Source organism: Mesorhizobium temperatum, assembly GCF_002284575.1.
Classification (GTDB): domain Bacteria; phylum Pseudomonadota; class Alphaproteobacteria; order Rhizobiales; family Rhizobiaceae; genus Mesorhizobium; species Mesorhizobium temperatum.
In genome coordinates this window covers 44,889-69,518 of record NZ_NPKJ01000038.1, presented here as the reverse complement: position 1 = coordinate 69,518, position 24,630 = coordinate 44,889, and the positions used below count along the sequence as shown (strand labels likewise).

The window sequence follows — 24,630 nt, the reverse complement described above, 5'->3', positions numbered from 1 at the left end:
CGTGCTGCCATCAATGCACAGTTAGTCCAATCAGCCGGCGGGCTTGTAAACTTTGGCAGCTTTGTTGGCCGCTGCAAGCACCGCCTTCATGTCGAGCTCTTCGAGGACAACGAGGTCGGTCACCGAGCCGCTTGCCCGCACCGCCAGGGCTAGCCCCATCCCAGCGGCCTGGTCCGGCACCTCAGCATTGACCACGATATCATAGGCGCCGCGAGTAAACATCACACCGGAAACCTTGCCGCCAACGCTTTCAAAAAGCGTCTTGATTGCAGCTTCTCGGTCTGAGCCCTGTATCAATCCTTTATAGGCATTGGGCGCATAGTTTGCCAATATAGTCACTTTCATGGGTATTCCTCCAAAGCTTATACTCGTGTCATATCAATATTTGACCAACACGGAGTTATTTATCTTTTCGCTACCAATTTACAGTGGTCTGTGAATGGCCCGACAGCCTTCGGGGGTGAACCAACCGGCCGCCAGGCCTAACCGGCTCGTGAGGTCTCGCACTCGCCGGCTGGAGCGAATTATAGGCGATTTCATGCATCATTGCTAATTTAGTAAAATGATCATGATCCGTTCCCCTATTCGCCAGTTCGGGCCGGCCTAGACTCGAATCTGTGGGTAGACGAGTGAGTGCCGGGACTGGCCGGCTAGAGTTTATTCCTCCGATGATGCCGACCTTGGTAGCCAAGCCGCCCCAAGGTGACGGATGGACTCACGAGGTAAAATTCGACGGCTACCGCTCTCAAATCATCATCGACAGCGGCGAGGTCCGCATGTTCACCAGGCGCGGCCTTGATTGGACGGCCAAGTACCGCGACCTGACCGAGGCAGCCAAGGGGCTGAACGTCCAGAACGTCATCATCGATGGCGAGGTGATCGTTCTCGACAAGGAAGGCCATTCGGACTTTGCCGAGCTGCGGAAGGCAATCACCCGTCGCCAGCACGATCTCTATTTCGTTGCCTTCGATCTGCTGCACCTCAAGAGGGGCAAGCCCGCGTTTGCTCTGATGGCTGACCCAGGCACACGGAAATATGTCGGCAGCGCCTTCGTCAGCGTCAATCGCGAGATGCGGGAGCGGCTTTGGAAGCGCGTCCAGGAGCACGCCGGGCCTCGCTGCAGGATTTTTGGGATGAGAGTTAGCGACCAGTGGCAAGGGATCAGCATTCAGGAATATAATCCTCCCGTTGCGGCGAGCCCTTCAACGGAGATCGCCATGCCTCGAAAGACCCTCGCCGACACTCTGGCCGCCCGCGAAACCTTCTATGTCAATTGCGGACACCCGATGTGCTGCAAATCGACGAAGCTCGACATCCAGGCGCTGATCGACAGGCTCGGCCGTGACCACGGCTCGATGCATGACGACCTGGTCGGGCTCTTTGTCTGCTCAAATTGCAACGCTGCCGGTCGTGACCGCCGGCAGGTGTTCTTCACATGCATTCCTGACTACGAAGGCCAGCAGCGGGCGCGCAATCGCGACTGGAAGCCAACCTTCGAACGAGGGGGGTAGATTGCCTGTTTGGCGCCGGCCGGGCGGTCTCTTCGTCGATTTCGCAAACTAGCTCCCGCACTACATCGGTGCGGTTCCGCGGACTTGCCAGCGCAGAAAAAAGCGAAGATATGGATCGGCAATGCTCACCTCGCGACGTTCTTCATCCCAGTCGACGGCCGAGGAAAGTCCACCCTTGAGCGATATATTCGCAAGATGCTTCAGGGCGGACGTAATTTCATGTTTCTGCGGCATCATCTCGGTAAGCAAGTTGCTCAGCTTCGACCGGAGGTCGTCGTAGCTGATCGACGGCAATGGCCCGGTCTCTGCGATGGCCAGCAGAGTTGCTTCGTAAATGTCGGCTTCCTCACCGCTTTTTAGCGGGCGTTTCAGTCGCTCTTTTCGCGCTTGGGGCCCAGCGACGAGCTTCTGGTAGATCGGGAGGCCGGCGTCCTGAGCGATACGGGTAAACATCGACTTCAGGTCGTACTCAGCGGAGATCCTCGTTCGGCCGAACAGCGACGGCTTTTCGACGTCATTGTCGAAGCAAATTTCCCAGCAAAATTTCTGCATCAGAAACGGCGACGACTGACTTTCGGCCACAATGGTCGCCACGATCTCACCCGGACAATCAACTTTCAATTCGCGAAAGCCGAGTGTTGCAATTTGCTCAAGCTCGCCTGGGTTCCACTCCGGGAGTGTCACGGAGATGAACCGTCCAGTTAATTCGGATTCGGCCGATATGGCGTCGAACACTCGATGAGCGACCGAAAGGAGCAACACCTTGAGACCATTATAAATTGCCCCTTTCAGATTTCTGACGACCTCCTTTCGCGACTCGGGGTCGATGTAGTGGAAGTCGTCAATGACCAGGAATGCGGCGTTGCTGCATCATCAAAAGTGCTTCCGCCATACCATCTACACGATGCAGGTTCTCCGCCGTCTGCGACGACAGCCTGGAGCCTCCAGCGCTCACGATAGACACAGAAACTCCGCCCTCAACTTGCGTCGCCACTTCGCGGCTTGAGGCTCGTTCAAATGGAATGTTCAGTTCGGCCGTGATTTTGGTCCAGAGATCGTCGGCCCTTTTAATCTGGCCGCCGTCTATCCAAACGCATTCTCGCTCTCCGAGCATTTTCTTGCAGAGAACGGTCTTACCGGTCTTCGTGGGGCCGGCGAGGGAAACGATCTGGTTGGGAGTAGCCAAAGCTCGAGCAAGGCTTCGTTCGACATGTAGTTCTTGCCGATCAACGTAGGTGACCGTTGGTTGCCCTCCTGCGACGAAGACGTCATCTCTGTGCATCAATGCTCCCCCCTTGCGCGCCGCGCGCGCCGCCCCTGTTTTCTGCGCCCCGGTCGCGCCGAGGGATTTAATCTCACCCGACGATGATGGACAAGCGTGTTTCAAACGCTGGCTAACCGGCTCATTGGCGGGTTGGGAGATCACGCCGAAGCAGAAGAGGCGCTAGATCGTGCGGGGCTTACGCCAGATGGTCCTGATCGATCTTGGCAATCACGCCCTCGAGGGCCAGGACTGCCCGCCTCGATATCTCCACATGAGCGGCCGTGGTGTCGACTTTTCCCTTGCCCGGCTGAACGGTCCAAATGCCGGTTTTCCCTGCTTCGGCATTGGCGATGAACCGGCGCTCATCTTTAAGCTGCTGGCTAAGTTCTTCTCGGAAAGCCTTCCACTGGTCTTTCGTTGCGGGCATCGGTTTCCGTCCTAATCTAACAGCGCACGTTGGGAACTGACCTGCCGCCCGATCCGCAAGAGCTTTCGTTACCTCGGATTTGGTGCCGCACGCCCTCGCAAGCTTGACGCCGAATCCTTGGCCCTCCAGGCAGCGAACAATGTAGCGGTCTCGCAGTTCGGAATTCACGTCATAGGTCGTGCTGGGGATGTTTATGGCTCCGACCCGGTTGCAGGTCGTCATAGTGCCATACGTGTTGCATTGGATCGTGCCGGGATTGTTGTAGCCGGGGTTAACGTCGGTCGCCAGCGACTGCGGGATCTCTCTGAACGAATTGATTTTGCATTGATCGGTCGCGGTCTGGGTTGAGTTGAGATCAACCCAGGCTTGAAGACCACATAAGCCGGTGTGGACTGACATCCAGCAATAGCCAGTGCCACTAAAGATATCGTTTATGCATGTTTCTTCCCCGCACGCAACTGAACGCTAAAAGGGGCGTGCCCGCAAGGTCTGCCGCCGTTAGTTTCAGCTGCCTATGCCGCCGCCCCTTGAGCCTCACGCCAGCGGCCGCCATTGCACAGCTGCCCTGCGACATGCGAGTTTGTCAACCAAATGGCTCATCATGGGAGTCTCGTCATGTCCATTCGCCGGATTGCGTTGACCTCGGCAGCGGTCACGCTTGCCTTCACAACCCTCGCCCAGGCCAGGCCGGACACCCGCGCCATGACCTGCCAACAGACGCAGGCGCTAATCCAGAGCCATGGCTCGGCGGTGCTGACCACCGGCCCGAACACCTATGCCCTCTACGTCCGCCAGTACAGCAATGCGTGCGACTGGTCGGAAATCCCAGCGGTAGCGTTTGTGCCGACGCGCGATGGCCAGTGCTTGGTTCATCGATGCAGAGAGCCGCTCTACACTCCTCCCGGCTGACGGTGACGAGCATAGCTATTCTGCTGCGCCTTTCGGCAGGTAGCCCTTTTCCCGCAGATACGTGGTCAGGATCTTCTCGACCATCGATGACACAGACCGCATGTCATCCTTCGCCGCTTCCTCCAGGGCATTTTTCAACCCCTGTTCGATGCGGAACGAAATCGGTGCCGTTCTGACCATGGTGTGCGATCCTCATACAATGTAGTTGACGATTGATGACATTGTATGAGATTGTGAGAGGGTAAGCAAACTAAACCACGGGAGAAAACCCAATGCCGAACATTACCGTTCGGGCAGCCGCCGAAGGCATGCCCGATGTCAACCGCCGCTGTCTGCTTAACCTGACCGTCTTGCTGTCCATGATGCAGGCAGAGAAAGGCGATGCAGCATGAGCGCCGCCGTCAAGACGAAGGCGCTGGCTGCATTTGTGCAGCAGTGCCTTGATCCGCTACCCGATGCCGCCCTCATCGACACGCACCACAATCAGCTCATGCGTCAGGCGCGCCGCCTTCCTTGGCGGAAGGCTGATGCTGTCACCGACCTCACAAGAGCGGAAACGGCTTACTGGCAAGCGAAAAGCATTCACGCGATGTACGTCCTAGAGGACGAGGATAGATCTAGAGCCTATTCTCACAAACGGATGATCAGCGTCGACAGGAGCCGGCAGGCTGTGGCCGATCAAATCCGAGTTCCAGCACCCGATCTCCTGGCCGTTCAATGGAAGCGAGAAGCCGCAAAGGACCGATATCTGCCGATCAGTGCGGTTGAAGTCGCCAGGCTCGTCGCGGCAGATGAGGCGTTTCTTGCAGCGCATCCGATCACCAAGCAACCTCGTAGAAACCGTGGCTTGAGCGACCATCACTGAACCCAACAAAAACTGTCATAGCCCGCTGCCTCACGGTGGCGGGCGTTTTGCTGAGGCGGTTAAGTTCGGTTCAGCTCCAAATCCGAAATCATTTCGGATTTGCAACCGACCTTAATAGCCGCCACCTCCGCTACCCCCACTGCCACCGCTCCCGTTCGATGTGGACGCGGTAGGCGGCGCGGTCGGAGCCTCGCTGCGTGGTGCTGTCATGCAGGCAGTCAAAAGCAATACCGAAAACAGGATGAGCAGGCGCATATCGATGACCTCCCTTTAGCGGGCATTCTCCGTTAATCGTGGACCTTCTCACCTTCCGGCGAAATAAGGTACCACTCCGCCCCGAAGCCCTCCACATCTTGGCCTTGAGTGTCACCGGCCGCCTGGTCCTTGGCGAAATAATAGAGCGGCCAGCCGTTGTAGGTTACCTGGGTCGAACCATCTTTGCGCTTAGTGGTGGAAAGCATCCCGGCATCGAGCTGGTCGTCTGCGACCGGCGTTCCGTCCGTAAGGAGGGGAGGCCAAGCCTGTGCGCAGGCCTCGTAGCATTTGCTGGTGGCCTTGGAATCGGCCTCGAACAGATAAAGGCTGACGCCCTTAGCGTCGGTCAGGAACTTGCCGAGAGGAGCCTTTTCGGAAATCTGAATCTCCGCCGCGTCCGCAGCTTGCGCGACATCCACCGCCAGCACCGTCACTGGCAGAAATCCAAAAGCGGCGCCGGTAGCGGTAACGATCATCAATGCCCGGTTCATCATCTTCCTCCTTTTTCAGGATCGCCCCAACCCACGTCTTCGTCGTCTCTTTATCAACAACGTTTCAGGTACCCTCTCTATTCCGTGAAGTTTTGATTACGGAGTGCGGCCCGCTGCCTCACGGTGGCGAGCTTTTCCATTCCGTCGAAGGGTAAATCAGTGTCGCGCCCTCGGCCACGTAACCAGGGATCGAAGATCCCTCTATGCAGAACTCTAGCTGGACAAAGTTGGGTTCCCCCTGTTTGAACTGAGATCTAGGGCAGCACCGTTCTTATCGAGGAACTCGCGCAAGCGACGAAGCAATTCGTACAACCAACGGTCAGGTTCTTCGGGGTCGGGGCCGAGCCAAAGTTCAACTGCAAGGTCAACGTCCGGCCCAGTGGAGGTATCCTTTTCACGCCGCTGCCCTGAGAACCGCGACCCGAATATCCATGCCCTCTCCACGATTTCCTGTTGTTCGCCGAGCCACACCAGGAGCCGGCGAGCTGTTTGGTTGTCATATGAAGTCCGAGCGCGGACGGATTTGCTGGTGGAAGAGGGCTACCGGCCATGCGCAGCTTTCTCAAGACGAGACGATTCGACCAGCCCAAGTAGGAAATTGGCCAGATATTGGACAGGAACGGGGGTTTTTCGCTAAGTGCTTGACATCTCTGGTACGCCCAAGGGGAATCGAACCCCTGTTACCGCCGTGAAAGGGCGGTGTCCTGACCGCTAGACGATGGGCGCGCTCAGATGTGAGCGCTTATAGTTGCGTTGCACCAAACCGGCAACCCGTCTGCAGCCGCCGGCGACAACTTTTTTCAGTGGCCGCAAAACCGCGCATTTTCGGCGATTTAGCCCGGTTCGACGCGGCACAGTATGCCGTCGTGAGACGGCGCATTGCGGACGTTTCATAAACGAGGAAGAACCAGCCGTTACCGCCGCCGGCGGCAGCGCCAGTTCCAGTCGCGCTCGGGACCGACGTCGATGTGAACGGATTCGGTATGGCAGTAGGTGCCGACGCCGCCGCGCCCGGGCATGCTGCGGATGTAGCTTGCCAGTTGCGCTTTCGAGACGCCTGGAACCTGGATGTCGGCAGCGGCGCAATACATGTGCAGCGAATTCTTGGCGCCGTTGGCGCGGCGGTTGCGGGCCGGGTCACGGTAGCCGGAGGTGACGATCATCTTCTTGCCGTAGTGGCCCTCGATCGTCTTGAGCACGCGGACCAGCGACGGCTTCAGGCAGGCAACGTCGACATTCTCGGTCTGCTTCAAAAGACCGTTGGGCGCCAGCCGGGCAAGCCCGGCAGCGGATGCCACCTGATAGGCGCCGCCTTCATCCTCGTTCAGATCGACATCGCTATCGTCGTCGAGGCCGGATTTGCGCTTGATCTCGAACAGTGCGGTCTTGCGTACGCCAGGCAGGGCGTCGTCGGTGAAATGGCTGGTGTCGCCGACCGAAGCCAGTTGCACCGGCTTTTCAGCCGATTTGGCCGAGGCTAAGGTGATGGTCGGCTTTGCCGCCGCCGCCTTGGGCGGGGCGGATGCCGGTTTGTCGCCCGACCTGTTGTTGGCCTGCGGGGCAGGGGCCGCCGAAGCGGGCGTGGCGCTGAACAAAGAGGCGAGGAACCCCTTCTTCTTCGGCGCATAGGCTTGCGGCTGCGGCTCTCCGGCGGTCACATAAACCGGGTTGTTCATCGCCGGCGCGGCGGCCTCGGCTTTGGACTTCGGCGCGGCCGTGCCTGCATCGGCGGTTTCAGTCTTCTGCGCAGCAGCGTCGGCCTGTTCAACCGTCTGCGCCGACTGTTCCTGTGGCTGCGGCGTCTGGCCCGCAGTCGCATCTGCGCGCGCAGGAGCCGTGACGGGGAAGCCGGCATCGGACTTGGCGCCTCCCTGGGGGGCTCCCCCCTGGGTTCCCGGCTTGGCCATTGGCACATAAGCGACCTGCGCGGGAAGGCTTGCGTCACCCTCGGCGGTCATCGTCATCTGTGAAGTCGTGATCTGCGACGACGAATCAACGGCGACCTGTTGGGTACCAGAGGCCGTGCTGATATCCGTAGCAGAGGCGTTATAACCGGGCATGCCGACTGACAGGGACGGGTCGCCGGCCGAGGTACAGGACGCCAGGAGCACGGAGAAAAGCGCGGCCGCAATGGGGCGGCTTTCTCCCTTCGCGAGGCGCGATCCTGCTGATTTCAAAACCAAATTCCCCCTCGGTGTCCGGCCGGTAAATCATTGGCGCGGCGTCGGAACGTCTCGCCGAAATTAACCCTTGTCCCCGGACGGAAACGAGACCTGTGTCAAATCCGCAAGCCCCAGAGTATTTCGACGGCTAGAGAGGAATCAGGGCTGCTTAAGGGTTGACGGCTCCATTTCGCCCTCTTTTACCGGCGCGTCAACTCACCACACATTACAGAAGGTTACACTCGCACCTTGACATAGGTGCCTGGCGCATCGCCCAGGGTTTTCATGTGATTGCCGGGTTTACGCGCCGGCACGCGGGTGTTGTCCTTGGCCTCGATCCAGCGTTGCCAGTGCGGCCACCAGGAGCCGGGATGGTTTGTCGCCCCGGCGAGCCACTGGTCGAAGTCGCCCGCCGGCTTGCCGCCGGTCCAGTAGTGATACTTCTGCGCCGCCGGCGGATTGACGACGCCGGCGATGTGGCCGGAGCCGGCCATGACGTAGTCGACATCGCCGCCGAAATACTTCGAACCGAGGAACACCGAAAGCGCCGGTGCGATATGGTCTTCCTTCGAGGCGAGGTTGTAGACCGGGATGGTAATATCCTTCAGCGACACGACGCGGCCCGCCAGCTCCATCATGCCTTGCGAAAGTCTGTTCTCGAGATAGCAATTGCGCAGGTAGAAGGAATGATTGGCCGCGGCCATGCGGGTCGAATCGGCGTTCCAGTAGAGCAGGTCGAAGGGCAGGGGATCCTTGCCGCGCATGTAGTTGTTGACGACATAGGGCCAGATCAGGTCGCCCGAGCGCAGCATGTTGAAGGCGGTCGCCATCTTGGTGCCGTCGAGATAGCCTTTCTCGTTCATTGCCTTTTCGACGGCCGCGACCTGCTCCTCGTCGACGAACACTTTCAGGTCGCCGGCATAGGTGAAATCGACCTGCGTGGTGAAGAAGGTGGCCGATTTGATGCGGTGGTCGCCTTCCTGCGCCATCAGCGCCAGGGCCGCCGCCAGAAGCGTGCCGCCGACGCAATAGCCGACGGCGTTGATGTCCTTTTCACCGGTGGCCTTTTCGATCGTGTCCAGGCCGTATTGCAGGCCCTCTCTGATATAGGCCTCCCAGCTCTTGGTGCCGTGGCGCTCGTCCGGGTTGATCCAGGAGATGACGAAGACGGTATGGCCCTGCTCGACCGCCCAGCGGATGAAGGATTTTTGCGGGTTGAGATCGAGAATGTAAAATTTGTTGATCCATGGCGGGCAGATCAGCAGCGGCCGGTTGAGTACGGTCTCGGTCGCCGGATCGTATTGCAGGATCTCGGCGACATCGCTGCGGCCCACCACCTTGCCGGGTGTCGTGGCCAGGTTCTTGCCGATCTCGAAGGACGAGTAATCTGCCTGCCTCAGTTTCAGGTCGCCCTTGCCGGCGGCGATGTCCTCGGCCAGCATCTTCATGCCGCGCACCAGGTTTTCGCCGTTCGAAGCGATGGTCTCGCGAAACAGCTCCGGGTTGGTCAGGATGAAATTCGACGGCGAGATGGCGTTGGACACCTGCTTGACGTAAAAGCTGGCCTTGTGCCGGGTGTGCTCGTCCAGGCCATCGGCGTGCTCGACCAGCTCGTTCGCCCAGCGCGAGGTGACAAGATAGGCCTGCTTGAGGAAATCGAAGAAAGCGTTGCGGCCCCATTCCGGGTCCTGGAAGCGCTTGTCGCCGAGCTCGGGCTTGACCGAGTCGTCGGCATTTTCGCCGCCGGCACTGAGGCGCTGGATCGAGTTGGCCCAGACGGTCATGTAGCCGGAGAACAGCCGCGTCTGCGCCTCCAGCGCGCGCTGCGGATCGGAAAGCCAGTATTCGCTGAGCTTGGAGAAGGTCTTCACCATATCGACGACCGGCTCGGCGACATGATCGCGCACCTCGCCTTTTTCCCGCGGCTCGGCCCATGCAGAGGCCGCCTTGCCGGCCTGCTCGATCATGCGCGCCATGTTCAAGGCGAAGCGTTCCGGGTCCTTCACCAGATATTGCTCGACGGTGGAAGGCCGCTCATCTTCCGTCTTTCCCGAATCGGGTGTTTTGGACATAGTTGGCGGGTTCCTCCCGAAGCGTTTTCTTGACATATTACCATGGGATATCCGACAGGGTCCAACGTGCTCTACCTCGGCTGCCAAGGAAACAATATGACGATTAATATTGGCGACGCTGTTTTTTCTACCACTGGTTTTTCTGGCACTGGTCGTTTTTGCCGCATGGGGGCGGCGATCGTCCTGCTGGCGATCGCCGGCTGTTCGAGCGCCAACATCGAGGGCGCTAGGCCTGTCGCGGCTAGCGACGGGCCAAAGAACACCGGCACCTATCCGAACCTGAATATCCCGCCACAGGCAGCGGCAGAGCAGTTCACCGAGGCGGAAAGGAACGCCAAGCTCGCCCAGTTGAAAGCCGACGAGCAGGCGCAGGGCTCAAAAGGCGGCGCGGTCAAGGCCACGAACCAGGCGGCGCTGAACACACTGGCAAGGAAGCACGGCATCGACGCGCTAAAGCAGATCGAAGCCAAATGCGATCCGGCCCTCGACCCTACCTGCAAATAGGGTTATATCGCGCGACCGACAAGCACCTTTGCCAAAAACCACTTTGACCGTCTGGAATTGACATGGAAGAATTTCACAAGGTCCGCCGGCTTCCGCCCTATGTCTTCGAGCAGGTCAACCGGCTGAAGGCCAGTGCCCGTTCGCGCGGCGCCGACATCATCGACCTTGGCATGGGCAATCCGGACCTGCCGACGCCCAAGGCCATCGTCGATAAATTGTGCGAGGTCGTGCGCGATCCGCGCACGCACCGGTATTCGTCGTCGCGCGGCATTCCGGGCCTGCGCCGCGCACAGGCCAATTACTATGCCCGCCGTTTCGGCGTGAAACTCGACCCGGACACGCAAGTGGTGGCGACGCTGGGCTCGAAGGAAGGCTTTGCCAATATGGCGCAGGCGATCACCGCGCCCGGCGACGTGATCCTGTGCCCCAACCCGACCTATCCGATCCACGCTTTCGGCTTCATCATGTCGGGCGGCGTCATCCGCTCGTTGCAGGTGGAGCCGGACGACGGCTTCATTCCGGCGCTGGAGCGCGGCATCCGCCATTCGATCCCGAAGCCGCTGGCGTTGATCCTCAATTACCCGTCGAACCCGACGGCGCAGGTCGCCTCGCTCGATTTCTACAAGGAGGTGGTGGCCTTCGCAAAGAAGAACGACATCATCATCCTGTCGGACCTTGCCTATTCGGAAATTTATTTTGACGGCAATCCGCCGCCTTCGGTGCTGCAGGTGCCGGGCGCGATCGAGGTGGCGGTCGAGTTCACCTCGATGTCGAAGACCTTTTCCATGCCCGGCTGGCGCATGGGTTTTGCCGTCGGCAACGAGCGGCTGATCTCGGCGCTGACCAGGGTGAAATCCTATCTAGACTACGGCGCCTTCACGCCGATCCAGGTGGCGGCCGCGCACGCGCTCAACGGCGACGGCGCCGATATCGCTGAAGTGCGCGACATCTACCACAAACGCCGCGACGTCATGGTCGACGCCTTCAGCCGCGCCGGCTGGATCGTCCCGGCGCCGGCGGCATCGATGTTCGCCTGGGCGCCGATCCCGGAGCCGTTCAAGCATCTCGGTTCGCTCGAATTCTCCAAGCTTCTGATCGAGCACGCCGACGTGGCGGTGGCGCCGGGCGTCGGCTTCGGCGAGCATGGCGACGATCATGTGCGCATCGCGCTGGTCGAGAACGAGCACCGGATCCGGCAGGCGGCGCGCAACATCAAGCGCTTCCTGGCGTCCAGCGCCAAACAGCCCAACAATGTGGTGCCACTCGCCGCGCATCGTTGAGTGGCCACAGATCACATCGACCAAATCCTTGAGGGGCGTCGCCGGACATGGCTGAAGCGTTGCGTGTTGGAATCGCCGGTCTCGGCACCGTCGGCGCGTCGGTGGCGCGCGTGCTGCGCGACAAGGCGGCGGAACTGACGCGGCAATGCGGCCGCGAGGTCGTCGTGTCAGCCGTTTCGGCCCGCGATCGCAAACGCGACCGCGGCGTCGACCTCGGCGCGGCCAAATGGTTCGACGATCCGGTAGCAATGGCGCAGGCCGCCGACATCGATGTCTTCGTCGAGCTGATCGGCGGCGACGAGGGGCCGTCGCGATCATCCGTAAAAGCAGCGCTTGAAGCCGGCCGTCACGTCGTCACCGCCAACAAGGCGCTGCTCGCCAAGCATGGCGTCGCGCTGGCCGAGATCGCCGAGAAGAAGGGCGTACTGCTCAATTACGAGGCGGCGGTAGCGGGCGGCATTCCGGTCATCAAGACGATGCGCGAGGCGATGGCTGGCAATTCGGTGACCCGTGTCTTCGGCATCCTCAACGGAACCTGCAACTATATCCTGACCCGCATGGAGGCCGAGGGCCTGTCGTTCGACGCTTGCCTGAAGGACGCGCAGCGACTGGGCTATGCCGAGGCCGACCCGACCTTCGACATCGAAGGGCACGACACCGCACACAAGCTGTCGATCCTGACCAGCCTTGCCTTCGGCACGAGGATTGCCGCCAACGACATCTACATGGAAGGGATTTCCAACATCAGCCAGGCCGACATCCGCGCGGCCAGCGATCTCGGCTACCGGATAAAGCTGCTCGGCGTCGCCCAACGCACGGAAAGCGGTATCGAACAGCGCGTGCACCCGACCATGGTGCCGACGGCTTCGGTCATCGCGCAGGTGCACGGCGTCACCAATGCGGTGGCGATCGAAACCGATATTCTGGGCGAACTCCTGCTCTCCGGTCCCGGTGCCGGCGGCAACGCCACCGCATCGGCGGTGGTCGGCGATATTGCCGACATCGCCAAGAGCCGCCCCGGTTTCCAGCACGGTCCGGTCTTCGGCCTGCCGGCGAAGGAATTGCGGCCGTACAAGAAGGCGCAGATGCGCAGCCATGCCGGCGGCTATTTCATCCGGCTGACCGTGCACGACCGCATCGGCGTCTTTGCCGCCATCGCCAAGCGCATGGCCGACAACGACATTTCGCTGGAATCGATCGTGCAGCACGCCGCCGGGCCGGATACCGCCTTGCAGAAGACGGTGATCCTCGTCACCCACGAGACGACGGAAGCGGCGGTCCGCAAGGCTGTTGACGGCATCACCAAGGACGATCATCTGACCGACAAGCCGCAGGTTATCCGCATCGAGCGGGCGGAATAGGGATTTCTCCTTCTCCTTCAATCGATTGATATCGTTGCGTTTTCAAAAAAGACCCGCCCAGGTCTTGCTGTTGTCATGGAGCTTTGACACAACCGGCGCGCCTCTGGCGGGAGGCAATGTGCCAACGAGGATTGTCCACGATGAACGTCGCCCAGAACATCGTCGCCGGCCTTGACCGGATACTCACCATGGAACTGGTGCGTGTCACCGAACGCGCAGCGGTTGCGGCGGCAAGGTTGCGCGGACGCGGCGACGAAAAGGCCGCCGACCAGGTTGCGGTCGACGCCATGCGCGAGGAGCTCAACCGCCTCGCCATCAACGGCACGGTGGTGATCGGCGAGGGCGAGCGCGACGAGGCGCCGATGCTCTATATCGGCGAAGAGGTCGGTTCCGGCAAAGGCCCGGCGGTCGACATCGCGCTCGACCCGCTCGAAGGCACGACGGTCTGCGCCAAGAACCTGCCTAATGCGCTGGCCGTCATCGCCATTGCGGAAAAGGGCAGTCTCCTGTTTGCGCCCGACGTCTATATGGACAAGATCGCCATTGGCCCGGGCTACGCGGACGGCGTCATCGATATCGATGCCTCGCCGGCCGAAAACATCGCCAGCCTGGCCAGGGCCAAGGGCGTGCCGGTGTCGGAGATCACCGCCTGCATCCTCGACCGGCCGCGCCATGGCGCGCTGATCGAGGCGGTGCGCGCCACGGGCGCTGCGATCCGGCTGATCGGCGATGGTGACGTCGCCGGCGTTATCCACACCACCGATCCGGACGAAACCGGCATCGACATCTATCTTGGCACCGGCGGCGCCCCGGAGGGCGTGCTGGCGGCGGCAGCGTTGCGCTGCACCGGCGGCCAGATGCAGGGAAGGCTGATCCTCGACACGCCGCAAAAGCTGGCGCGCGCGGCAAAGATGGGCATTTTGGATCCGAAGCGGGTCTACCGCGCGCAAGACATGGCGCGCGGGGACGTCCTGTTCGCGGCAACCGGCGTGACCGACGGCAATATGCTGGCCGGCGTCAAGTTCGGTCGCAATTCCATCACCACGCATACGATCGTGCTGCGTTCGTCGTCGCGCACCGTGCGCGAGATCAAGGCAAGGCACCAGGATCTGGAAAAGTTTTGATTCCCGACTCGGCTAGCCGTCGCATATTGTGAGAAATGACAATCCGCAGACGGCGCGTCGCATGACGGGCGAAAATCGTATCTTCCTCGACGTCAGGCAGTCGGCATCAGGTGTTTCCTGGGAACACCGGCTGACCGAGCGGCAGGACATGACTGCGCTTGCCATAGCGCAGGGCTGTGGCGTGCCGGACATCGTCGCGCGCGTCCTTGCCGGGCGCGGCGTGACTGCCGAGCAGACCGAGCGGTTCCTTGATCCGACCATCCGCGACCTTTTGCCGGATCCGGCGTCGCTGACCGACATGAACAAGGCCGCCGCCCGCATCGCCGGGGCAATCATTGCCAGGGAAAAGGTGGCGATCTTCGGCGACTACGATGTCGATGGCGCCGCCTCGTCGGCGCTGCTCAAGCGGTTTCTCACGCATTTCTCCGTGCCAGCGGAGATCTACATACCGGACCGTATCTTCGAGGGGTACGGTCCCAACCCCGAAGCCATGCGCGAACTCGTCTCGCGCGGCGCAACGCTGATCGTCACCGTCGATTGCGGGACCAACAGCGCCATTTCCATCGACGCGGCGAAGGCCGCGGGTGCTGATGTCGTGGTGCTCGACCATCACCAGCTCGGCGGTCCGTTGCCGGCAGCGGTTGCGGTCGTCAATCCCAATCGCGAGGACGACCTTTCGGGGCAGGGCCATCTTTGTGCCGCCGGCGTCGTCTTCCTGGCTCTGGTGCAGACGGCGAAGATCCTGCGCGGCCGGTTGCCGGATGCCGCACCGCCGGACTTGCTCGGTTTGCTCGACCTCGTTGCCCTGGCGACCGTTTGCGACGTGGTGCCGCTGACCGGCGTCAACCGCGCCTTCGTGGTCAAGGGACTGCAGATGGCGCGCCAGCAGAGGAACGAAGGGCTGGCGGCGCTGGCGCGGGTCTCGCGCATCGGCGAGCCGGTCAGCACCTTCCACCTGGCCTATCTGATTGGCCCGCGCATCAATGCCGGCGGGCGCATCGGCGACGCAGCGCTCGGCAGCCGCCTGCTCGCCACCGACGATCCCGTCGAGGCCCGCACCATCGCCGAGACGCTGGACCGGCTCAATCAGGAGCGGCAGCAGATGGAACTGGAAATGCTGGCCGCGGCACGCGTGGAGGCCGATGCGGAGCTTGCTGGCGGCAATGGGCCGGCCATCGTCGTCACCGCCAGCTCCAATTGGCATCCGGGCATCGTCGGCCTGCTGGCCTCGCGTCTCAAGGACCATGCGCGCCGGCCCGCTTTCGCCATCGCCTTCAACGCCAACGGCGTCGGCACGGGGTCTGGCCGTTCGGTGTCGGGCTTCGACCTTGGCCGGCTGGTGCGCGAGGCAGCCATTGCCGGGCTGATCGTCAAGGGCGGCGGCCATGGCATGGCGGCCGGCATCACAGTGGAGCGGGCGAAGCTTGGCGCGCTCCGGGCCTTCTTCGAGGAACGAGCGGCGGCCGACGTGTTCCGGCTGCAAGGCGCGGAAAGCCTGGCGATCGACGGTGCGCTGGCCGCCGAGGGCGCGACGCTCGGCTTGCTCGATGCATTGGAGAAAGCCGGCCCGTTCGGCGCCGGGCATGTCGCACCGATCTTCGCGCTGCCGCGCCATCGCCTCGCCGATGCAAGGCCGGTCGGCACCAATCACATCCGCGCCGAGTTGCAGTCGGAAAGTGGCGGCCGCATCCAGGCGATCGCGTTTCGCGCCATCGATACGGCACTCGGCGAATTCCTGTTCAAGAACAGGGGCAAGCCGGTGCACGTCGCAGGTTCGCTGTCGGGCAATCACTGGAACGGCAACCGCACGGTGCAGTTCCGCATCGTCGATGCCGCACGCGCCTGAGGATCGCTTCCCGATTCTGCCGCGCGGATCGCGTTTAAGCCAGAACCGTCTGCAGGCGGGCCAGCTCGTCGATCTGGGCCATCGTCACCTGATAGCCGATGCGGATCGCCTCGTCGGCGCGGTGGAATTCGGTCAGGCCGATATGGCTGAGCTTTGGCTGCAGCGACATGTCAGGCGGGTCGCCGGCAAGTCGCGCACGCGAAATGCGGTCCTGGATGATGTTGAAGGCTTCGACCATGACGCCGGTGATGCCGAGCCGTGTCTGGTACTGGTGCCCTGCGTCGATCTGGCCGGGCCTTGGCGCATCCTTTTCGACGACCAGTTCGCCGGCGCTGTGCTTGATGACGGCGGCGCGGCCGAACAGATCGTAGTGAAGGTTCACCGCGACCACGAGCGGCTGCTCGTAGGCGCGGCAGACCGAGACCGGAACCGGATTGACCAGCGCACCGTCGACCAGCACGCGCCCGTTGCAACTGACTGGTTCGAAAACGCCGGGCAGAGCATAGGAGGCGCGCATGGCGGTAATCAGCGACCCGCCCGACAGCCAGATTTCATGGCCGGTGCGGATCTCCGAGGTGACGCAGACGAAAGGCTTCGGCAGATCCTCGAAACGGATGCCGGCCATGTGCTCGCGCAGCCTTGCATCGAGCTTCATGCCGCCGAACAGTCCGCTGCCGCGCAGATTGAGATCGAGAAGACCAAAAATGCGCCGCTTGGTCAGGCTTCTGGCGAATTCTTCCAGCTCATCCAGCTTGCCGGCAAGATAGCAGCCGCCGACCAGCGCGCCGATCGAGGTGCCGGCGATCATCGATACTTCGATGCCGGCTTCGTCGAGCGCGCGCAGCACCCCGATATGGGCCCAGCCGCGCGCGCAGCCGCCGCCCAATGCCAGCGAAATGCCTGTCTTCTTGGCGGGGTTCGTTTCGGATGCACCGGCGGACGATGACAGGCCATTGGCCTCTCGAACGTCCGGTCTGTTGCGCGATGACGCCCATTCGAGCATCACAATCTCCCTTGTCCCGCGGCCAACATACAGGCTGGCCGTATCGAAATCATGAATATACGAGGCTGCAGTTCGGCGAATGGTTCATTTGGATGGTTCATGGGGCTTTCGATACGTTTCTTCCGCATCGAACAGCGGCTTACTACCGTCGCTGGCAAGCGTCCCCTTGCCGTCGATCAGCCCCACCGTCCGATAAAAGCAGGAACGCCGGCCGGTGTGGCAGGTTGCGTCGTGGCCCATCACTTTGACGCGCAACCATATGGCGTCCTGGTCACAATCCGTGAGCATCTCGACAACGTTCTGGACATTCCCGGACGTTTCGCCCTTCTTCCACAGAGCGTTGCGCGAGCGTGACCAGTAGTGGGCAATACCGGTTTCCAGCGTCAGCGCCAGCGCTTCGGCGTTCATATGCGCGACCATTAGCAGCATGCCGTCTTCGGCATCGGTGACGACGACGGTGACGAGGCCGTCGGCATCGAAGCGCGGCGAAAAGACCGTGCTTTCTTCCAGTGCCTTCTTGTCTGATGGAGCTTTCGGAAATTCCACTGCCGACATCGCCGGTCCTTGTTCAGAGCCTCGCCCATTCCGATAGGATCGGAATGGGCGAGGCCCTGTCTTGTTGTTGGCCATGATCTTGTCCGAGAACGGGTTCCCACTTCTCGGGATCATGGCTAGCCGACCGGCGAGGATCGTTCAGCCCCTGCCGCCGCGCACCATGGTGACGAAACGGACCTGTTCCTCGGGCGTGTCCTTGAAGACGCCGGTGAAGGTCGAGGTCAGCGTTGTGGAGCCTTCCTTGCGGATGCCGCGCATGGCCATGCACATATGCTCGGCTTCGAGCATGACGGCGACGCCGCGCGGATTGAGCACGTCCTGGATGACGCCGGCGATCTGTGCGGTCATGGCTTCTTGGGTCTGCAGGCGCTGGGCGAAGATATCGACGACGCGTGCGATCTTGGACAGGCCGACAACCTTGCCATCCGGCAGATAGCCGACATGCGCCTTGCCGATGATCGGCACCATGTGGTGCTCGCAATGCGAATGGAACGTTATATCCTTGACCAGGACAAGGTCGTCATAGCCGGCGACTTCCTCGAAGGTGCGGCCGAGTTCCTCGGCCGGGCACTTGTCGTAGCCGCCGAACATTTCGCGATAGGCCTTCACCACACGCTTTGGCGTATCGACCAGGCCCTCCCGGTTCGGATTGTCGCCGGTCCAGCGCAACAGTGTGCGTACCGCGGCCTCGGCTTCGGCCTCAGTCGGCCGATCGGTGACCGGCTTTTCCATATAGGCGGAAGGGGGCATGAATTTCTTGATGACGGCATCCATAAAGGCGTCTCCCGTAGTTCCCCTCTCAGGAGGAACGAGTTGAACGGACCACGACCTTTCGGGTGTTAGAAACGTGCCCTGTTTCCAGCCCGTAAGCGGCGTGAAGTGATTTTGAGCAAGGACGAGGTTGTTGGTTGCCTTGTCCATACCCGAGTACCAGCATTATATATGATCGTGCCGAGCGAAAGGAAGACCGTCAGCGGCAATCGCTGTTCGCTTGGCGGCGACGGATTGGAAAAATATGATCGACGACGTCTACAATGCGAAAATTCTGGGATTTGCCGGGAATATCGCGCGGATCGGCCGGCTCGACCATCCCGACGCAACCGCGCGCGCGCATTCCAAGCTGTGCGGCTCGACCGTGACCGTCGATCTGAAGATGGATGACCGCGTCGTCACCGATTTCGCCCATGACGTTAAAGCCTGCGCGCTTGGCCAGGCGTCGTCCTCGATCATGGCGCAGCATGTCGTCGGCGCCAGCGCGGATGAATTGCGCGCAGTGCGCGAAACGATGCTGAAGATGCTGAAGGAAAACGGCGCGCCACCCGAAGGCCGCTTCGCCGACCTCAGATATCTCGAACCGGTGCGCGACTATAAGGCGCGCCATGCCTCGACCATGCTGACCTTCGATGCGGTGGTCGATGCAATTGGCCAGATCGAGAAGAAGCGCGCCGAACAGGCAGCGTAGCCATCAAATGGCGACGGATCACACGCACCATCACCAGAGGCCGCGATACACGCGCAACTGGCCCGGCCCATGGCGCAAGACGCCCGGCCGAATCCTCGGCACGTCGCTCGTGCGTTTTTATCAGCTGACGCTGTCAGGCTTTGTCGGCAATTCCTGCCGGCACCTGCCGACCTGTTCCGAATATGCGCATGAAGCGATCGCCCGCCATGGATTATGGGCCGGCGGCTGGATGGGTTTTTTCCGCGTGCTGCGCTGCGGGCCGGGCGGAACGCATGGCATCGACAGGGTGCCGGAGGTGCTGACTGAGCGCTATGTCTGGTTCACGCCCTGGCGATACTGGCGGATCGGAAAAAAGCGCAGTGACCCTGAAAGCTGATGCGGAAAGGGGAGCTCTGCATCGGGCAGGATCTTTACGATTTGCTAGGGTTAACCGCACGTTGCGCATTTAGGACAAAATCGAGACAAGACGCCTCGTTAAGCCGCTCCTGACATGCCTCAGGAGAGATTGCCCCAATGCGCCAGATCGACCGCCGCCCATTTGTTTTCGCTTTGGTTCTCTACCTCCTGGCCTGGCTGTTGGGTTTTCCGATCCGCGCTCAATCCGCGCCGCTGAAAGACCTCGAATGCACACTGATCCTGGATGCTGCGAGCGGCGAAACGCTGCATCGGCAAGGAATTTGCGACCAGCGCTTCAGCCCCGCCTCGACTTTCAAGGTTCCCTTGTCGCTGATCGGCTATGACGCGGGAATCCTGATCGACGCGCACACCCCGAGCTGGGACTACAAGCCCGAATTCAAGGCGGTAAAGCGGGACCAGAAGACCGTCGACCCAACGATCTGGGAAAAGGACTCGGTGCTGTGGTTTTCGCGGGAAATCACCCGCCGCCTCGGCAGCGAGCGGTTCGCCGGCTATGTCTCGAAATTCGACTACGGCAACACCGATGTTTCCGGCAATGCCGGCAAGAATGATGGCCTCACCCGGTCCTGGGTGAATTCTTCCCTCAAGATCTCGCCGGTTGAACAGGTCGATTTCTTGCGCCGTTTGCTCGCCCGCAAACTGCTGGTTTCGGACAAGGCCTATTCGATGACCGAGGCGATCTTGCCGACCTTCCAGGCAGGTGGCTGGACCGTGCAGGGCAAGACCGGGACCACACGGCTTGGCGACAGCGGCGACAAGCGCTCGCTTGGCTGGTTTGTCGGCTGGGCGAACAAGGATACTCGCAACATCGTCTTTGCCCGCCTGGTAATCGATACGAAACGTTCCGACACGCCCAAGGGTCCTCAGACGCGGGCGATATTCCTGAAAGAGCTACCGAATCTCATCAACAAGAGTAAGTGATCGGCCATTCGCCTTTACGGCACGGGAATCTGCCCATAAAAGACTGCCGCCGGACGCATCCGGCGTTTACTTGTGCATGTCGTAGCCCCAAAACCGCTGCACACTTTTGGGCGACACGCATTTCACCACCCGCGCTCGTTTGCGGGACTGGATAGGAGAATTTTATGCTGAATTCCGTTTCCCTGACATTTCCCGATGGCTCCGTCCGCGACTACGATGCGGCGATGACCGGCGCTGGCCTGGCAGAGTCGATCTCGAAGTCGCTGGCCAAGAAGGCCGTTGCCTACAGCATCGACAGTGTGGTGCGCGATCTTTCCGATCCGCTCGGCAAGTCCGGCACGATCGAGATCATCACCCGCGAAGACCCGCGCGCGCTGGAGCTCATCCGCCACGATGCAGCACATGTGTTGGCCGAAGCCGTGCAGGAATTGTGGCCGGGTACGCAGGTGACCATCGGCCCGGTGATCGAGAACGGATTCTACTATGATTTTGCCCGCAACGAGCCGTTCACGCCCGATGATTTCCCGGTGATCGAGAAGAAGATGCGCGAGATCATCGCGCGCAACAAGCCGTTCACCAAAGAGGTCTGGTCGCGCGAGAAGGCGAAGAAAATCTTTGCCGACAAGGGCGAGCGCTACAAGCTGGAACTGATCGACGCCATTGCCGAAGATCAGGACCTCAAGATCTATGCGCAAGGCGATTGGTTCGACCTCTGCCGCGGCCCGCACATGGTCTCGACCGGGCAGATCGGCAGTGCCTTCAAGCTGATGAAGGTGGCCGGCGCCTATTGGCGCGGCGATAGCAACAATCCGATGCTGACCCGCATCTACGGCACGGCCTGGGCCGATCAGGCGCAGCTCGATGCTTACCAGATGATGCTGGAGGAGGCCGAAAAGCGTGATCACAGGAAGCTCGGCCGCGAGATGGACCTGTTCCATTTCCAGGAAGAGGGGCCGGGCGTCGTCTTCTGGCACGCCAAGGGCTGGAGAATGTTCCAGAACCTGGTCAACTACATGCGCCGCCGGCTCGACGAGCAGGGTTATCAGGAGGTCAACGCGCCGCAGGTGCTCGACAAGAGCCTGTGGGAGACGTCAGGCCACTGGGGCTGGTACCGAGACAATATGTTCAAGGTGACGGTTGCTGGCGACGACACCGACGACGACCGGGTGTTTGCGCTGAAGCCGATGAACTGCCCCGGCCACGTCCAAATCTTCAAGCACGGGCTGAAGTCCTACCGCGATCTGCCGGTAAAACTTGCGGAATTCGGCAATGTGCATCGCTATGAGCCGTCGGGCGCGCTGCATGGGTTGATGCGCGTGCGCGGCTTTACCCAGGACGATGCCCACATCTTCTGCACCGAGGAACAGCTCGCCGACGAGTGCATCAAGATCAACGACCTGATCCTGTCGACCTATGCCGATTTCGGCTTCGACGAAATCACCGTCAAGCTGGCGACCCGCCCCGAAAAACGGGTTGGCACCGACGCGATGTGGGATCATGCCGAGGCCGTGCTGCAGGACGTGCTCGACAAGATCGCGGCGCGGTCGGGCAACCGGATCAAGACGGGCGTCAATCCGGGCGAGGGCACGTTCTACGGGCCGAAGTTCGAATATGTGCTGAAGGACGCCATCGGCCGCGACTGGCAATGCGGCACCACGCAGGTCGACTTCAACCTGCCGGAACGGTTCGGCGCCTTCTACATCGGTTCCGATTCGGAAAAAAAGCAGCCGGTGATGGTGCATCGCGCGATCTGCGGTTCGATGGAGCGTTTCCTCGGCATCCTGATTGAGAACTATTCCGGCCATTTCCCCCTGTGGTTCGCACCGCTGCAGGTGGTGGTGGCGACGATCACCTCCGATGCCGACGATTACGCGCGAAAGGTCATCGCGCAGCTGAAGGCGGCCGGATTGTTGGCGGAAGCCGATCTTCGCAACGAGAAGATCAACTACAAGGTCCGCGAGCACTCGCTGGCCAAGGTTCCGGTCATCCTCGTCTGCGGCAAGCGCGAGGCGGAGGAAGAGACGGTCAACATCCGCCGGCTCGGCTCGCGCGACCAGGAGTCGCTCGGCCTTGGCCAGGCGGTGGCAATGCTTGCCGAAGAAGCGGTGACGCCCGACCGCAAGCGCAGACGAGCGGCCTGAGTTCAGCCGGATTGTCGACGAAATGGCGGTGGAGCGATCCACCCATTTCACATGCTTGTCACGCCAGCCTTGTAACGAGCCCTCATGCTCAAGCTGAAGATGCGCGAAAGGCCGTTTCCCGAGCTTTCCTATGCCAGCCCGCATCAGCCGGCATTGACGCGCTGGTTCATCCACTCCATCGAAGGCCTGTCCGGTCGCGACCGCTTCGCGGCCCTCTATGACTTTTGGCGGCGCCATGTGGTGCCGACCGGCGAGCGCGTGTTCAGCCGCATGCTGGAGCTGATCGATGTCGAGGTGCGGACCACCGGCCAATGGCCGCCGGAAAAATTGCCTGACACGCCGCTGGTGATCGTCGCCAACCATCCGTTTGGCATCGGCGACGGCATTGCGGTGCTCTCGCTGGCCGAGCAGCTTCAGCGCCCGTTCCGTGTCATGATCCACAAGGATCTGCTCAAGATCCGCGAGATGGAGCCCTATTCGCTGCCGATCGACTTTTCCGAGACCAAGGACGCGCTCAGGAATAATATGGCGGTGCGCCATGAGGCGGTGCGGCTGCTGAAAGAGGGCGTCATCATCGTCATCTTCCCCGCGGGCGGCGTCGCCACCGCGCCAAAAGGTTTTGGCCGGGCGCGTGATCTGCCGTGGAAGATGTTTCCGGCCCGTCTCGTCCAGGATGCCAAGGCATCGGTTGTCCCAATGCACTTTTCCGGCCAGAACGGCCGGCTGTTCCACCTAGTCAGCGGACCAATGAATATGGCCGAGCGCGACGGGCGTGTGGCGAAGTTAGTCGGCAAGGCTTCGCTGACGCTGCGCATTTCCCTGCTCATCCACGAATTCGCGCGGCTGTCGGGCAAATCGATCGACGTGCGCATCGGTGACGTGTTGGGATGGGACGAACTGGAGCCGCTGCGCGACCGCAAGGCTTTGCTCGACCGCCTCCATCGTGGCGTTTTCGATCTGGCGCCGGCCGAGGCGCGCGGCCGCGGCCAATTCCCGCCGCGACGCATACGCAAGGCGGCCTGATCGACAAATCAGGCTGCTGGACCCGAATCTACACGGCAATGTCCGGACGGTTAGTCCGCGCCTTCCTCGGGATCCATCGCCGATGCCTCCGTGGCCAAAACCTCGATTTCCTTGTTCTGCCCGGCCACGACGGTAAAATCCTTCTGGTAGATCCGGTCGCGGTTCTTGGCGATGATCGTGTAGTCGCCCTCGGCAAGCACCATCGAAGCAAAGGCGCCGACGGTTTCCTTGATGGGATCACCGGATTCATTGAGCAACGACCAGGAGGTGTCGGCGATCGCCTCTCCACCCGTTTCGCGTACCAGCTTCATAGTCATCTCCGCCGCACGGTGCTCGACGGCCGCTTCGGTCAGCTTGCCGGCCTCGACGCGGATGTCGGAGCGGATGACCGCATTCACCGAGCCATAGGTCGAGACGACGTGATAGACGCCCGCGTTCAGCCGCACGACGCTGTTCGGCTCGACGTCGGGTATGATCAGGGCGCGATCGTGATTGGCCTCGGCTTGGCCTTCATAGATAGAAAAGCGCAATTTCTTCGGCGATATGCGCACCCCGCCCGACAGCACGGCGTCGAGCTTGAGTCCGCCGGCATCGAGCACGAGGCTTTCGCGCTTGGCGTCCTTGCCGACGGTGATGCGCTTGGTGGCGCCGGCCCGGCCGTAAGAGGCATGGACCAGATAGCTGCCGGGCTCGAGCTGGAACACCGCGCTGCCACCATGGGCGGAAGCGACCATCGGCAGCTTGCCGTCGCCGGTGGGGTCAGGCTTGAAGACGCGCCAGACGATGCCACGTGTGATGTCGGCGCCCTTGTCGGTCAATTGCGCCGACAGCGTGATCGCCCCGCTGCTCCCCACTGCCAGCGGTGCATCGCTTTTCGGAGGCGCATAGCTCGAAATTCCGGGAAGTTTCAGATCACCGAGGCCGTCCGCATCCTGAGCGACGGCAAGCGGCACCGGCACCATCAACAGCGCGGCAGCGAGCCAGATCAGGAAAAGTCGCAATGTCCCCTCAAACATGCCTTGCGTTGAAGCCCAAGG

At 61.3% G+C, this 24,630-nt stretch carries 25 protein-coding genes and 1 tRNA gene; 13 read left to right on the top strand and 13 right to left on the bottom strand.

Annotated elements, in window-relative coordinates; genetic code table 11:
* Window positions 1-30: 30 nt before the first annotated feature.
* Window positions 31-345: a GYD domain-containing protein gene (locus CIT26_RS10890; RefSeq protein ID WP_095492583.1), complete on the bottom strand. Its 315-nt coding sequence runs from the start codon at window positions 343-345 to the stop codon at window positions 31-33.
* A gap of 323 nt (window positions 346-668) precedes the next feature.
* Between CIT26_RS10890 and CIT26_RS10885 the strand changes: the two genes are divergently transcribed.
* Window positions 669-1,511: an ATP-dependent DNA ligase gene (locus tag CIT26_RS10885; protein WP_245319347.1), complete on the top strand. Its 843-nt coding sequence runs from the start codon at window positions 669-671 to the stop codon at window positions 1,509-1,511.
* Window positions 1,512-1,571: 60 nt separating this feature from the next.
* Here CIT26_RS10885 and CIT26_RS10880 read toward each other — a convergent pair whose 3' ends face one another.
* From CIT26_RS10880 to CIT26_RS10870, 3 genes are all read right to left on the bottom strand, one after another.
* On the bottom strand, window positions 1,572-2,246 hold the full coding sequence (locus tag CIT26_RS10880) for a hypothetical protein (RefSeq protein ID WP_143747827.1): 675 nt from the start codon (window positions 2,244-2,246) through the stop codon (window positions 1,572-1,574).
* A gap of 106 nt (window positions 2,247-2,352) precedes the next feature.
* A complete protein-coding gene (locus CIT26_RS10875) occupies window positions 2,353-2,793 on the bottom strand; it encodes a hypothetical protein (protein WP_095492581.1) in 441 nt (146 codons plus the stop codon).
* A gap of 178 nt (window positions 2,794-2,971) precedes the next feature.
* Entirely contained in the window at window positions 2,972-3,601 is a 630-nt protein-coding gene (locus CIT26_RS10870) for a hypothetical protein (RefSeq protein ID WP_095492580.1), read from the bottom strand.
* A gap of 216 nt (window positions 3,602-3,817) precedes the next feature.
* On the opposite strand from CIT26_RS10870, the gene CIT26_RS10865 reads away from it, so the two are divergent.
* Window positions 3,818-4,111, top strand: coding sequence for a hypothetical protein (locus CIT26_RS10865; RefSeq protein WP_095492579.1), 294 nt, complete (start codon window positions 3,818-3,820; stop codon window positions 4,109-4,111).
* Between the two features lie 15 nt (window positions 4,112-4,126).
* Here CIT26_RS10865 and CIT26_RS10860 read toward each other — a convergent pair whose 3' ends face one another.
* On the bottom strand, window positions 4,127-4,291 hold the full coding sequence (locus CIT26_RS10860) for a type II toxin-antitoxin system antitoxin (RefSeq protein ID WP_082982500.1): 165 nt from the start codon (window positions 4,289-4,291) through the stop codon (window positions 4,127-4,129).
* A gap of 208 nt (window positions 4,292-4,499) precedes the next feature.
* Here CIT26_RS10860 and CIT26_RS10855 point away from each other — a divergent pair, with 208 nt between their 5' ends.
* Window positions 4,500-4,976 carry a hypothetical protein gene (locus tag CIT26_RS10855; RefSeq protein ID WP_095492578.1) on the top strand — a complete coding sequence of 159 codons (477 nt, stop codon included), beginning with the start codon at window positions 4,500-4,502 and terminating at the stop codon, window positions 4,974-4,976.
* A 287-nt stretch (window positions 4,977-5,263) separates the two neighbouring features.
* Here the strand turns inward: CIT26_RS10855 and CIT26_RS10850 are convergent, their stop codons facing one another.
* The 4 genes from CIT26_RS10850 to CIT26_RS10835 form a co-directional block, all read right to left on the bottom strand.
* Window positions 5,264-5,722 carry a COG4315 family predicted lipoprotein gene (locus CIT26_RS10850; protein WP_206072750.1) on the bottom strand — a complete coding sequence of 153 codons (459 nt, stop codon included), beginning with the start codon at window positions 5,720-5,722 and terminating at the stop codon, window positions 5,264-5,266.
* A gap of 651 nt (window positions 5,723-6,373) precedes the next feature.
* Window positions 6,374-6,448: transfer RNA gene (locus CIT26_RS10845), tRNA-Glu, on the bottom strand.
* Window positions 6,449-6,636: 188 nt separating this feature from the next.
* Window positions 6,637-7,905 carry a YcbK family protein gene (locus CIT26_RS10840; RefSeq protein WP_095492576.1) on the bottom strand — a complete coding sequence of 423 codons (1,269 nt, stop codon included), beginning with the start codon at window positions 7,903-7,905 and terminating at the stop codon, window positions 6,637-6,639.
* A 215-nt stretch (window positions 7,906-8,120) separates the two neighbouring features.
* Window positions 8,121-9,956 carry a PHA/PHB synthase family protein gene (locus CIT26_RS10835; RefSeq protein WP_095492575.1) on the bottom strand — a complete coding sequence of 612 codons (1,836 nt, stop codon included), beginning with the start codon at window positions 9,954-9,956 and terminating at the stop codon, window positions 8,121-8,123.
* Between the two features lie 66 nt (window positions 9,957-10,022).
* Between CIT26_RS10835 and CIT26_RS10830 the strand changes: the two genes are divergently transcribed.
* The 5 genes from CIT26_RS10830 to recJ all read left to right on the top strand — a co-directional run bounded on the left by CIT26_RS10830 (window position 10,023) and on the right by recJ (window position 16,071).
* Window positions 10,023-10,460 (top strand): hypothetical protein, encoded by a 438-nt coding sequence (locus tag CIT26_RS10830; protein ID WP_245319346.1) that lies wholly within the window; start codon window positions 10,023-10,025, stop codon window positions 10,458-10,460.
* Window positions 10,461-10,522: 62 nt separating this feature from the next.
* Complete coding sequence (locus CIT26_RS10825) at window positions 10,523-11,740, top strand: LL-diaminopimelate aminotransferase (protein ID WP_095492573.1); 1,218 nt, start codon at window positions 10,523-10,525, stop codon at window positions 11,738-11,740.
* 47 nt (window positions 11,741-11,787) lie between these two features.
* Window positions 11,788-13,101, top strand: coding sequence for a homoserine dehydrogenase (locus tag CIT26_RS10820; RefSeq protein ID WP_095492572.1), 1,314 nt, complete (start codon window positions 11,788-11,790; stop codon window positions 13,099-13,101).
* Between the two features lie 140 nt (window positions 13,102-13,241).
* A complete protein-coding gene (glpX, locus tag CIT26_RS10815; RefSeq protein WP_095492571.1) occupies window positions 13,242-14,225 on the top strand; it encodes a class II fructose-bisphosphatase in 984 nt (327 codons plus the stop codon).
* A 61-nt stretch (window positions 14,226-14,286) separates the two neighbouring features.
* The gene (gene recJ, locus CIT26_RS10810; protein WP_095492570.1) at window positions 14,287-16,071 is read left to right on the top strand and encodes a single-stranded-DNA-specific exonuclease RecJ; all 1,785 of its coding nucleotides are present in this window, start codon (window positions 14,287-14,289) and stop codon (window positions 16,069-16,071) included.
* Between the two features lie 34 nt (window positions 16,072-16,105).
* On the opposite strand, the gene CIT26_RS10805 is transcribed toward recJ, so the two are convergent.
* The 3 genes from CIT26_RS10805 to folE all read right to left on the bottom strand — a co-directional run bounded on the left by CIT26_RS10805 (window position 16,106) and on the right by folE (window position 18,403).
* Window positions 16,106-17,074: a patatin family protein gene (locus tag CIT26_RS10805; protein WP_095492569.1), complete on the bottom strand. Its 969-nt coding sequence runs from the start codon at window positions 17,072-17,074 to the stop codon at window positions 16,106-16,108.
* 84 nt (window positions 17,075-17,158) lie between these two features.
* Window positions 17,159-17,629: a phosphoribosyl-AMP cyclohydrolase gene (hisI, locus tag CIT26_RS10800; protein WP_095492568.1), complete on the bottom strand. Its 471-nt coding sequence runs from the start codon at window positions 17,627-17,629 to the stop codon at window positions 17,159-17,161.
* Between the two features lie 138 nt (window positions 17,630-17,767).
* A complete protein-coding gene (folE, locus tag CIT26_RS10795) occupies window positions 17,768-18,403 on the bottom strand; it encodes a GTP cyclohydrolase I FolE (protein WP_095492567.1) in 636 nt (211 codons plus the stop codon).
* A gap of 241 nt (window positions 18,404-18,644) precedes the next feature.
* Between folE and CIT26_RS10790 the strand changes: the two genes are divergently transcribed.
* From CIT26_RS10790 to CIT26_RS10770, 5 genes are all read left to right on the top strand, one after another.
* Window positions 18,645-19,091: an iron-sulfur cluster assembly scaffold protein gene (locus CIT26_RS10790; protein WP_095492566.1), complete on the top strand. Its 447-nt coding sequence runs from the start codon at window positions 18,645-18,647 to the stop codon at window positions 19,089-19,091.
* A gap of 7 nt (window positions 19,092-19,098) precedes the next feature.
* Window positions 19,099-19,467 carry a membrane protein insertion efficiency factor YidD gene (gene yidD, locus CIT26_RS10785; RefSeq protein ID WP_095492565.1) on the top strand — a complete coding sequence of 123 codons (369 nt, stop codon included), beginning with the start codon at window positions 19,099-19,101 and terminating at the stop codon, window positions 19,465-19,467.
* 137 nt (window positions 19,468-19,604) lie between these two features.
* Window positions 19,605-20,429 carry a class D beta-lactamase gene (blaOXA, locus tag CIT26_RS10780; RefSeq protein ID WP_095492564.1) on the top strand — a complete coding sequence of 275 codons (825 nt, stop codon included), beginning with the start codon at window positions 19,605-19,607 and terminating at the stop codon, window positions 20,427-20,429.
* A gap of 164 nt (window positions 20,430-20,593) precedes the next feature.
* On the top strand, window positions 20,594-22,570 hold the full coding sequence (gene thrS / locus CIT26_RS10775) for a threonine--tRNA ligase (protein WP_095492563.1): 1,977 nt from the start codon (window positions 20,594-20,596) through the stop codon (window positions 22,568-22,570).
* A gap of 84 nt (window positions 22,571-22,654) precedes the next feature.
* Window positions 22,655-23,593 carry a lysophospholipid acyltransferase family protein gene (locus CIT26_RS10770; RefSeq protein WP_095492562.1) on the top strand — a complete coding sequence of 313 codons (939 nt, stop codon included), beginning with the start codon at window positions 22,655-22,657 and terminating at the stop codon, window positions 23,591-23,593.
* 50 nt (window positions 23,594-23,643) lie between these two features.
* Here the strand turns inward: CIT26_RS10770 and CIT26_RS10765 are convergent, their stop codons facing one another.
* On the bottom strand, window positions 23,644-24,609 hold the full coding sequence (locus CIT26_RS10765) for a hypothetical protein (RefSeq protein ID WP_095492561.1): 966 nt from the start codon (window positions 24,607-24,609) through the stop codon (window positions 23,644-23,646).
* Window positions 24,610-24,630: the final 21 nt, after the last annotated feature.